Annotated in this window: 12 protein-coding genes; 1 reads left to right on the top strand and 11 read right to left on the bottom strand. The window is 27.5% G+C overall.

Annotated features, from left to right (window positions below; translation table 11 throughout):
* Positions 1 to 99 precede the first annotated feature (99 nt).
* The 8 genes from clpX to QK892_RS08695 all read right to left on the bottom strand — a co-directional run bounded on the left by clpX (position 100) and on the right by QK892_RS08695 (position 8,078).
* Positions 100 to 1,395 (bottom strand): ATP-dependent Clp protease ATP-binding subunit ClpX, encoded by a 1,296-nt coding sequence (gene clpX / locus QK892_RS08730; RefSeq protein WP_317273160.1) that lies wholly within the window; start codon positions 1,393 to 1,395, stop codon positions 100 to 102.
* 28 nt (positions 1,396 to 1,423) lie between these two features.
* Positions 1,424 to 2,026, bottom strand: coding sequence for an ATP-dependent Clp endopeptidase proteolytic subunit ClpP (gene clpP / locus QK892_RS08725; RefSeq protein WP_317273159.1), 603 nt, complete (start codon positions 2,024 to 2,026; stop codon positions 1,424 to 1,426).
* A gap of 156 nt (positions 2,027 to 2,182) precedes the next feature.
* A complete protein-coding gene (gene tig / locus QK892_RS08720) occupies positions 2,183 to 3,466 on the bottom strand; it encodes a trigger factor (RefSeq protein ID WP_317273158.1) in 1,284 nt (427 codons plus the stop codon).
* A gap of 107 nt (positions 3,467 to 3,573) precedes the next feature.
* The gene (locus tag QK892_RS08715) at positions 3,574 to 4,374 is read right to left on the bottom strand and encodes a hypothetical protein (protein ID WP_317273157.1); all 801 of its coding nucleotides are present in this window, start codon (positions 4,372 to 4,374) and stop codon (positions 3,574 to 3,576) included.
* A 74-nt stretch (positions 4,375 to 4,448) separates the two neighbouring features.
* The gene (locus QK892_RS08710) at positions 4,449 to 4,628 is read right to left on the bottom strand and encodes a hypothetical protein (protein ID WP_317273156.1); all 180 of its coding nucleotides are present in this window, start codon (positions 4,626 to 4,628) and stop codon (positions 4,449 to 4,451) included.
* Positions 4,629 to 5,142: 514 nt separating this feature from the next.
* Positions 5,143 to 6,459, bottom strand: a complete 1,317-nt coding sequence (locus QK892_RS08705; protein WP_317273155.1) for a murein hydrolase activator EnvC family protein — start codon at positions 6,457 to 6,459, stop codon at positions 5,143 to 5,145.
* Positions 6,460 to 6,475: 16 nt separating this feature from the next.
* Positions 6,476 to 7,723 (bottom strand): TcaA 3rd/4th domain-containing protein, encoded by a 1,248-nt coding sequence (locus QK892_RS08700; protein WP_317273154.1) that lies wholly within the window; start codon positions 7,721 to 7,723, stop codon positions 6,476 to 6,478.
* A gap of 13 nt (positions 7,724 to 7,736) precedes the next feature.
* Positions 7,737 to 8,078 carry a hypothetical protein gene (locus QK892_RS08695; RefSeq protein WP_317273153.1) on the bottom strand — a complete coding sequence of 114 codons (342 nt, stop codon included), beginning with the start codon at positions 8,076 to 8,078 and terminating at the stop codon, positions 7,737 to 7,739.
* A 125-nt stretch (positions 8,079 to 8,203) separates the two neighbouring features.
* Here QK892_RS08695 and QK892_RS08690 point away from each other — a divergent pair, with 125 nt between their 5' ends.
* A complete protein-coding gene (locus QK892_RS08690) occupies positions 8,204 to 8,971 on the top strand; it encodes a histidinol phosphate phosphatase (protein WP_317273152.1) in 768 nt (255 codons plus the stop codon).
* 113 nt (positions 8,972 to 9,084) lie between these two features.
* Here QK892_RS08690 and QK892_RS08685 read toward each other — a convergent pair whose 3' ends face one another.
* The 3 genes from QK892_RS08685 to QK892_RS08675 form a co-directional block, all read right to left on the bottom strand.
* Positions 9,085 to 10,488, bottom strand: a complete 1,404-nt coding sequence (locus tag QK892_RS08685) for an MDR family MFS transporter (RefSeq protein ID WP_317273151.1) — start codon at positions 10,486 to 10,488, stop codon at positions 9,085 to 9,087.
* A 125-nt stretch (positions 10,489 to 10,613) separates the two neighbouring features.
* The gene (locus tag QK892_RS08680) at positions 10,614 to 11,216 is read right to left on the bottom strand and encodes a hypothetical protein (protein WP_317273150.1); all 603 of its coding nucleotides are present in this window, start codon (positions 11,214 to 11,216) and stop codon (positions 10,614 to 10,616) included.
* 28 nt (positions 11,217 to 11,244) lie between these two features.
* Positions 11,245 to 11,397, bottom strand: coding sequence for a GNAT family N-acetyltransferase (locus QK892_RS08675; protein WP_394855014.1), 153 nt, complete (start codon positions 11,395 to 11,397; stop codon positions 11,245 to 11,247).
* Positions 11,398 to 11,548 lie beyond the last annotated feature (151 nt).

Raw genomic sequence — 11,548 nt, 5'->3', positions numbered from 1 at the left:
AATTTACCATCATTTTCTGATAATAAAATGATGAAAAATATGGCTTCCTAAAAAATAAAAAACATCTTAAAGTTAAAATAACAATAAGATGTTTCTTTACTAGGCAGTTTCTATGCCCTTTCTTTTCTTTACTTTTTTAGCTTTTAACTGGGGTCTAATTTCTCCCTCAGGAAGCTTTACTACTTCAGGATTTTTCTTTTCAGTTATACATTCTTCATTTATAATAACCTTTTCTATAGTTTCATCTGAAGGAATGTCGAACATAATTTCTGTCATAGTTTCTTCTACTATAGATCTTAATCCTCTTGCACCTGTTTTCCTCTTAATAGCTTCATTAGCTATGGCACCTAAAGCTTCATCTGTGAAATTTAATTGAACATTATCTATTTCAAATAATTTTCTATATTGTTTAACTAAAGCATTTTTAGGCTTAGTTAAAATATTAATTAGAGCATCTTTATCTAATGATTCTAATGTCACTACAACTGGTAATCTACCTACAAATTCAGGTATAAGACCAAACTTTAGTAAGTCTCCTGGCATTATATCTTTAAGTAGTCTACCAATATCTTTATTATGCTTTGAATTAATACTTGCACCAAAACCTATAGAACTCTTTTCAGTTCTTTTTTCAATTATTTTATCAATTCCATCAAATGCTCCACCACAAATAAATAGTATGTTTGATGTATTTATTTGTAAGAATTCTTGATGTGGATGCTTTCTTCCTCCTTGCGGCGGTACAGAAGCAGTAGTTCCTTCAAGTATTTTTAATAATGCTTGTTGAACTCCTTCCCCAGATACATCTCTTGTAATAGATGGATTTTCTGACTTTCTTGCAATCTTATCTATTTCATCTATATAAATAATTCCTTTTTCTGCTCTTTCTATATCATAATCAGCATTTTGTATTAGCTTTAATAATATATTTTCTACATCTTCACCTACATAACCAGCTTCAGTTAAAGTTGTAGCATCAGCAATAGCAAAAGGAACATTTAAAAACTTAGCTAAAGTTTGAGCCAATAATGTTTTTCCAGAACCAGTTGGCCCTAATAAAAGAATATTACTTTTTTGAAGTTCTATATCATCTTCAACTAAATTAGAGTTTATTCTTTTATAGTGATTATAGACAGCAACAGATAAAGATTTCTTTGCTTTTTCTTGACCTATTACATATTGATCCAAATAATTCTTAATTTCATTTGGTTTCGGAACACTTGTTGTATCTAGCTCAATGCTCTCTTCAAACTCATCCGCTATTATTTCTGAGCATAAATCTATACATTCATCACAAATATACACACCAGGCCCAGCAATTAATCTTTTTACTTGCTCTTGATTTTTTCCACAAAAAGAGCATTTTAATTGTTTCTTTTCATCATATTTAGCCATAAATTCACCTCACTTGGTTAAGGTAGAACTATTTTTCGTTACTACCTTTTTCATTTTTTATTATCACTTTATCTACCAAACCATAATTCATAGCTTCATCTGCTGTCATAAAGTAATCCCTTTCAACATCAGCTTTAATCTTTTCTAATGTTTGATTTGTATTCTCACTTAAAATCTTATTTAATGATTCTTTAATTTTTAATATTCTTTTAGCGTGAATATCAATATCTGTTGCCTGACCTTGGAAACCCCCTAATGGTTGATGAATCATAATTTCGCTATTTGGTAATGCAAATCTCTTTCCCTTTGCTCCAGATGAAAGTAAAAAAGAACCCATTGATGCAGCCATACCTATACATATAGTTGATACATCTGGCTTAACATATTGCATTGTATCGTAAATAGCCATTCCTGAAGTAATTGATCCTCCTGGGCTATTTATATATAAATGAATATCTTTATCAGGATCTTCACTCTCTAAAAATAATAATTGTGCAACCACTAAATTAGCTACTACATCATTTATTTCTCCACTTAACATTATAATTCTATCTTTTAATAATCTCGAAAAAATATCGTAAGATCTTTCTCCCCTACTAGTTTGTTCTACTACCATTGGAACTAAACTCATTTAAATTCCCTCCTTCTCAAAAAACTTACCTTCTTTTATAATATATCCACATTCAACAAAAACTAATTATATTAAATTATATAAAATTTTATATATTTTGTTAATGAATATTTGAAATAATTGCCAGAATATAATTCTGGCAATTATTATTTCTTATTATTTATTGTTGTCTACTAATAATTTTACAGTCTTTGCTATCTTAACATCTGCTATAAGTGCAGCCTTTTGACTATTTAATAGTAATTCTACCATTTTTGTATCTTCTCCAGCTGAATACATCTTAGCAACTTCTTCTGCTTTTTCTTTTATTTCATCTTCAGTTGCATCTATGTTTTCTGCTTTTTCAATTGCTTCTAATACTAAATCAGTCTTAACTTTAACTTCAGCATTTTCCTTCATATATTCTCTCATCTTAGCTTCATCTGTTCCAGTAAATTGGAAGTATTGTTCTAAGTTTAATCCTTGATATTGAAGTCTTTGCTCTAAGTTTTTAACCATAGAATCAATTTCTTTTTCTATCATAACTGCTGGCACTTCAATCTTAGCATTTTCAACTACTGCCTTTATAATAGCTTCTTCGTATTCTTTTTCAGCTCTGTTTGAATTAGCTTCTTCCATCTTCTTAGTAATGTCAGCTTTTAATTCTTCTAATGTATCGAATTCTGAAGTTTCTTTTGCAAATTCATCATCGATTTCTGGTAATTCTTTTACTTTAATTTCTTTAACTAAAACATCAAATTTAGCTTTCTTATTATTTAATTCTTCTCTGCCATAGTTTTCTGGGAAAGTTACGTTAACTTCAACTTTATCCCCAACCTTAGCACCAATTAATTGATCTTCAAAATTATCTATGAAAGTACCTGAACCAATTTCAAGTGAATAGTCCTTACCTTCACCACCTTCAAAAGCTACATCATCAACATAACCTTTGAAATCAATAACTGCTGTATCACCAGTAGCTACTTCACCATCTTCTTTAGTTTCAATTCTTGCATTCTTTTCTTGCATTTCTTTTAATCTTGCTGCTAAATCTTCTTCTGTTACTTCATATGATGGTCTTTCAACATTTAGACCCTTGTATTCTCCTAATTCAACTTCTGGATAAACAGTAACTTCTGCAGTATAAACGAAATCTTTTCCTTCTTCTGCTGTTACTATATCTATTTGTGGATAGTCAACAGGAGTTATGTTATTTTCTTCTAATGCTTTTGAATATGAACCGTCTATTGCAAAACTAATTGCATCTTCCATTAAAACTCCTACTCCATAGTATTTTTTTACTATAGCCATAGGCACTTTACCTTTTCTGAATCCTGGAACATTAAAACTCTTAACATTTTTATTGTAAGCCTTTTTTATAGCTTCTTGAAACTTATCAGCTTCAACTGTAATTTCAAATTTCACAAGGTTCTTCTCTATTTTTTCCATTTTAGCTTCCATCGTATTCTTTCCTCCTAAAATAGTAAGATACTATCGTAATTGATATAACTAGCTTATTATACCATATAATAATGATTACTTTCAAATATTTGTTTATTTAATTTTCCTTAATTTATTAATTCTCCATTTGAGTTTATATATTTAACATTACCATCTATGGTAACTTCTAATCCTTTTTCTTTAATTTCATTAAACTTTATTTCTGTACTTTTAGAATTCCATAATGTTTTATGACTATTATCATTTAAATCTACTACCCAAATATATTTACTTAAATTATAACCGAAATATGGAACATTACTTATATATGCTACCTTGGTATTAGTAATAAACTTAGCATCTACATTCCATAAGTACCCATTATAAGTCTGCAATACTGATTCTTTATTAAATACTTCCCCATTGGGAGCTATGTATTTATCCTTAGTTATATTAGCTTCTTTCCCTTGAACATTAAATATTTTCATATTTTGATTTTCATCAATCGTTAAAACTAAATTATTATCTGGATTTAAAGCTGTATAGATATTACTTGGAGCATCTTTTATCCCCTTAAACTTAACAACTCCATTGATATCTTCATATTCTACTTTTAATATAGTACCTTCTTTAACAATTAAATCCATTGTCTTACTTTCAGGTACCTTAGGTGCTTCTTCTTGAGTAACTTCTTCTTGCGTAATTTCTTGTTCTATATTATCAGCATCATTTTGAACATCTTTTTCATCTTCATCTATCCAATTTTGAACCTTACTCCTCAATGTATCCATATTTATACTATCAATAGCTATCTTCAAAAATAATATACCAATAAAGAGAATGCCCAAAACTGATATTATAGCTATTCTTCTTCTTCGTTTTCTCATTTGCCTCTCATAGTCTCTGCTGAATATGCTAGGTTTTCTCACACCTAATTCCCTCCTTACAAAAATTTTCTATATTAAAAGCTTAAATTAATAATATATATTAACTCATAATTCTTCTATTTTCTACTTCCACAACCACAAGAAGATTTTCCACCCTTTGTACTGCAGCATCCCCCACATTTAATAAGACCATACTCCCTAAGTTCTTCTACTGTTAACTGAGCCTCATTCTTATCATATGCTTCATATTCTGGCGTTGCCTTCAATAGATCTTTAGTCTTAATATTAATCATCATAAATCACCTCAACTTATATTATATACTTTAATTAAGTGAAATCTCCATATAATTTATATATTTTTAATTTTATTTTAATATTATTTTTATTTATTTATTTATTGATATATTAATTGAAAATTTTATCATTTTCGATTTTTTTATAAAAAGTATTGGATTTTTTGACCAAATATACTATAATATATATATAATATTTATATAAGTTATATATTTTGTATATTATTACTTAAACTAAAAACGCCCATACTACTGTCAATAAATTATTGGCAGTTTTAATAAAACCCCACATATGTTCATTTATTCCCTTTCTTAAATGAACATAAAAACCCTTTAACCTGTGCAATACTCTTGTGCAGGTTCTTTATTTTTAACTAAAAAAGTTTCTAATATACATTATTATAGAAAATATAAAATAAAAAAAACTCCTTACGGAGTTTTTAAATCAAATTATTAATGATCATACTTTTTCAGTTCTAAACTATATCTAAATTTTAAGCCTTATATTTTTAATTTCTTATATATAGTTCATCGGATTTACATGCTGTCCATTAATTCTTATCTCAAAATGTATATGAGGTCCAGTGCTCATCCCTGTAGACCCAACTAAAGCAACAGTTTGTCCTCTATAAACAGATTCTCCTACACCTACAAGTAATGAACTATTATGAGCATATAGAGTTTGTACTCCGCCGCCATGATCTATAATTATCGTGTTTCCATACCCACTAATCCATCCTGAATAAGCTACCGTACCACTTTTAGATGCTGCAACTGGTGCTCCATAAGGATCTCCAAGATCTACTCCAGTATGGAATCCAGCCTCTCCAGTAACTGGATTTATTCTTGGTCCATAAGAATCAGTAACAACTCCTGATCCAGGTCTTAAGAATGATTCAGTACTTGGATCCCCTGGTACGCCAGAATCCCCTCCGTCTTCAGGATCTGTAGTATCTCCTGAACCAGGATTATTTCCATTATTTATTTCATCAAAAATACTATCTAATTCTGCTTGAAGAGCTTGATTATATGATATTAAATCACCTATTTGACTTTCTAAATCACTCCCTTGATCTGTTAATGAAGCAATTATATTAGTTTTTTCAGACTCTAAGTTATTTAGCTCGTCCATCTGACTTTGATGGTATTCTTCCTTAGCTATAAATTCCTTTTGTGCCTCTTTAAGTTCCTCTTGCTTAGCTACTACTGCTTTTTTACCTTCTTCAATTTGTTCTAATTGCTTAGATATTTCCTCCTTTTCACTTTCTAATTGGGCTTGCAATTCTTTTGCTTCATCAATTAGACCTTTATCAAAATTAATTATTCTAAATATACTTTCGATATTATTAAGTAGTGAAAGTATATTTTCACTTTTTAAAAGTAAATATATGTAATTAGTTGCTATATCTAGCTTATAATAGTTTCTAAGCCTTTTTTCAATATTATCTTTAATTCTTATAGCTTCTTTCTCTTTTTCTTCAATAATTTTTTCTCTACTCTCAATTTCATTCTGTGCATTAGCCATTTCTGCATTTATATTATCTATTTCCGCTTGAACTTCATCTATTTTTAATTGATAAGACTCAACTTCTGATCTAGCAGCTTCTAATTCATTACTTTTTTGACTTATTTTATCTAATATATTATTTAATTCTTTGCTTTCATCATTTATTTCATTATTAATTTTATCTCTCTCGTTCTCTAAATCATCAATTTTATTTTGATTCTCATTTATCTGATCTTGTATAGAAGAGCTTGTCTCCGCAAAAGTTATAATATTCGCAGAAAAAACTACAGTAATGGTTAATGTTATTACTTTTAATATTCTACTCACACTCGATCCCCCTTAGTTATTCTATACTGAATTTTTGTACATCTCCTATAATCCAATTGTTATTCTCATACTCAATATGAGTTAAAAACATTTCTTCAACATTTCTTTCTATAAATGGTAGGAGTCTCTTTTTAATATTGTAACTTAAACTAATTACTATATTCCCTTTATAAGTTCCATTTTCATAATAAAACTCACTACTTTTTAATTCAGTATTTAAATCATTAAGTTCATAGTCATTCTTCAAAAATAAACTTTCTCTTTTTATGCTATCATAAATTTTATTTTTTGTACTATCCTTAGAATTAAGAATTAATGAAGAATCTGAATTATTTAATGCATCAAAAACACTTATATAAAAATCATTAGTTACTATATTAACTTCATCTATAAGCCTATCATTTACCATATCTATATTTATATTTACGTTTGGTAAATCAGAAACTTTAATTATTTCACTCTTTTTTATTCCCCATGGGAACTCCCTCTCTAATTGGATACTAATCTCTTTATTTAAAGGAATGGGACCGTAATTTTTTATATCCTTAACCTGTTTATTAGTATTTTCACCATTAATAAAAACATTAGAATCTTCAAAGTTTGAGGTTAAGCTTATATTTAAAGCTGACATATTTAGATCATATTCTAAATCTTCCATTATATAAACTTCTTTTTCTTCTTCAACTAAACCATATAAAGTATCTAATTTTCCCTTAATTAAATATTTCCCGGGAATTAAATTTCTTTTTATGTTAGTTGCTGAAACTTCTTCATCATTTATATATACTTTTGTTTTATCGAAATTTGTATTAATTTTGATAGCAACAGGAGATATTTCTATATGATATTTATCAAAAAATAATATTTTTTTATTTATTAAAGTAAAATATCCACTTTTCCCATTATTCTTTAATTCCTTTATTACACTAATTACTTTATTTTGATTCTCAGAATAATACTCAGTTAAAGGTTCGAAGTCATTTTTACTTATTCTTTTGCCTTCAAATTTTACTTCTTTATAAATCTTATATGGCTTATTCTCTTTTAATGCTATTTCTAAGTTATTCAATATTATATTTTTACTTGATTTATAACTTCCAACTCCAAATCCAACTATTGTGAAAAATGTAAGTAGTGCAATTAAAAGTAACTTTCTCTTTATTATGAATTCCTTAATATTTGAAAGCTTAACTTTACTTATATCTTCCATTAGTAAATTAAAATATTCACTTAAAGCATCCATTATCTTTTTTAAATTGCTCAATATATTTCACCCTTTATTCTAAAATATCTATTATCCATTTTTTACAGTTTAAACATTTATATATTCTTATAACAAACATATCAAGGATTCCCATTGGACCTACTTTGCTCATCATCTCAACTTCTTCTTTCGTAAAGAAATCGTCCTCTTCATTTAAAAAACCTTGAATTTCTATTATATAATTTTCATTTGTTGCTTCACAGCAATCATTTTCTCCTACTACTTCTATCTTTTCATATTTAAGCTTAGGACTTAGCTCTTTAATTATATATATTATGTCTTCAAACTCTCCTATATCATCTAAAAAATCTTCCTTATAAAACACTAAATCTTCTATTTCAAATAATTTTTCCATAATACCACACCTTTGCTTTTTTGTACTTTAATTTTATATTTATTAATACTATTTATCAAGATAATTTGATAGTCAAATTTTAGTAATCCTATGATATAATTTAATAAGTGAAAGGAGGTAATTAAATGATTTTTGATAGCCATATGCACTCAAAATTTTCTACAGATAGCACTATGAATATATTAGATGCAATTAAAGTAGGAAAAGAAAACAATATTGGAATAATAATTACTGACCATATGGATTTAGACTATCCTATTAAAGATGAATTTAGATTTGATATTCCTAGCTATTTTAATGAATATGGAAAATATCGCTCTGATACTATAAAGCTTGGAATTGAAATAGGTCTAACAGAAAATACTCTTATAGATAATGAAGCTATTGCTAAAAACTATGACTTTGATTTTATTTTAGGATCTATACATTCAGTAAAAGGTTTAGATATCTACGAAGAATATGTACATCAAGGCTATAACAAAAAAGAGTTTTTCTCTTATTATTTTGAAGATATGCTAAAATGCGTGCAAAGTTATAATAGTTATGATTCATTATCCCATATAGATTACCCCTGCAGATATTGTTCTTTTGATAATAAAGAAATTCTAATATCTGAATATAAAGATATACTTGCAGAAATTTTTAATACACTTATTAATAAAGGTAAAGTATTAGAATTAAATACTTCAAGACTTCACATTCCAGAAGCAAATAAAGCTTTAAAAGATATGTATAGACTATATACTAGTTTAGGAGCAAAATACGTAACTATAGGCTCTGATGCACATACTCATTTAAATATACACAGAAACTTTGATTTAGCTTTGGAATTTATAGAGGATTTAGGACTTAAAGGTGTTTACTTTAATAAAAGAAAAATGGAGTTCTTCTAATAAAAAATAAAATACTATCATCAAACTATATAAAATTTGATGATAGTATTTTTTTAACAACTAATTAATTTATCATCTTAAAATTAACTATTAGAAATTTATTAACTATTAATTTAACTTAACTCTCTCTTTTTAACTGTAAAAAATGCTAATACAATCCCCACTGCCGTTAAAACTCCAACTGCTGCAAATGAAACATTCATTCCAAAAACAGAAGCCTCTGTTGGATTTGTATATCCTGAATATGCACTAGCTTTAGTCATAAGCGTTATTATCATAGATGTTCCTATTGAACCAGCAACTTGTCTTAAGGTATTTATAATAGCATTACCATGAGAATAATAATTTCTATCTAAGCTATTTAATCCTGATGTTGTTAGAGGCATGGTAATCATTGCTATCCCAAACATTCTTATTGCATAAATTATAATTACATACATTTGACTAGTTCCTACTGTAAGCCTAGATAGTCCAAATGTTCCTAGTGCAAGTAGTGTAAGTCCAGTAATAGCAAGAATTCTTGCTCCATATTTATCAAACAAAATCCCTGTTATAGGATTCATAATCCCCATCACTATAGCCCCAGGCATAAGTACAAGTCCAGATCTAAAAGCTGACAATCCTTTTATATTTTCTAAATACATAGGAATCATAAGTTCTGAAGATATTAAACTAGCATATGCAATCATTACTATAATAGTAGAAAATACATATATCCTGCTTTTAAATACTCTTAAATCAAGCATTGGCTCCTTTAATTTAAGTTGTCTAACTGTAAATATTATTAAGAATAGTACACCTATAATTATTGGTAAATATACATTTATATTAGTAAAATTATAATTTCCTGCATTACTAAATCCATATAATAATGCACCAAAACCTATTGTAGATGCTATAAATGAAAAAATATCAATACTTACCTTTTTTCCTCCAGTTACATTTTTTAATAAGAAAAATCCTAAAATTAAATCTATAATTGCAAATGGCAGTGTTATATAAAATAAATGTCTCCATGGATAACTATTTAATATCCATCCAGAAAGCGTAGGTCCAATAGCAGGAGCAAAAGCAAGCACTATACCTACTATACCCATAGCAAAACCTCTTTTTTCTATGGGGAAAATAGTTAAAAATACTATTTGCATTAAAGAAGTTATTATTCCTCCAGCCAATCCTTGTGTAAGTCTTGCTAATAATAACATTGTGAAATTTTTAGCAAGACAACCAATAATAGTACCAGAAGTAAAAAGACCCATAGCTACAAAAAATAATTTTCTTGTACTATATCTATCAATAAGGAAGGCTGTAATAGGTATTATTATTCCTGTAGCGAGCATGTATCCTGTACTAAGCCATTGAACTGTAGATACACTTATATTTAAATCCTGCATTATATATTGTAAAGCTACATTCATAAAAGTAGAATTTAAAAATGCGACAAATGCACCCAAAAGAAATGTACCAGCTATGGCTACTACATTATAATTTTTTTTATCATTAGTTATATTACTCATCAAATTTACCCTCTTTACTATGATTTCACTATATTTTCTTCATAAACAAATATTTTTATACAAAATAACTGTATTTGACTATCTTATATAAATCAGTAAAAAGCATAATTAAAATAAGTATTTTTTTATTTTTCATGGCTCATCTCTTTAAGCTTATAGTATATAAATGATAGAACTCTTATTATAATATCTATAATAAGTAGAATTAAAAACAATCTTATAGATAGTACACCCAATCCATATGAAGATGCATTATAATTCATGTTTAATATATTTAGATTCCTATGATATTTTAACACTTCAAACTTCAATTCATTATATTCTGAAAGACCTTCTTTAAAATAGCCATATACAACATGATGAAAATCAGGTGAAGCAACGTTCTCATTTACATTTTCAATAGAAGTTAATTCATTAATATCGATTTCTATATAAATAGCTCCAGCTCCTATTTCTTCATTTACCTTTTTTTGAGTATCTTCATCTAAAGTTTCAATATATCTCTCAACAATATCTCTTGATGATTCTGTCTCTATTTTCCTAGAATGATTAGTGGCACTTGGTCCCATTATAAGCCTAACAAAAGAAAATTCATCATGATTTGATACTATAGTTGGTAATATTTTAACTTCTTCTACTATATATGAATAGCAATTTATAATAAAGATAAACGGAAGTATTACAAATAGTATTTTTTCAATACTATATAATTTAAACTTTGATTTCATAAACCTCTCCTAATAAACAATTAAATTCTCAACCTAATCCCCATGTTTTAAGAGCCCATTTCTCAACCTTATCTAAAAGCATTTTCCCCATACCATTTCTCCTAAAATCAGATGAAACTGCAATGCCCATAATATTTTTTAAATGCGGTGCATAGAGTGTATCATAGTTGTTTGAATGAATGTATCTACTACTTTATCTTGAGCTACTGTTTCCTTTTTTCTATTTCATAAATTAACAAACTCAATAGTTCGTACTAGTTTAAAATTACGAATTAACTTCTTCATTTAATTTATCAATATATTCTTTTGACTCTTTTAATCCTAATCCTGTA

Origin of the sequence: Clostridium lamae, from assembly GCF_033043255.1 — a bacterium.
Classification (GTDB): domain Bacteria; phylum Bacillota; class Clostridia; order Clostridiales; family Clostridiaceae; genus Clostridium; species Clostridium lamae.
This window is presented reverse-complemented; position numbering and strand designations above follow the sequence as displayed.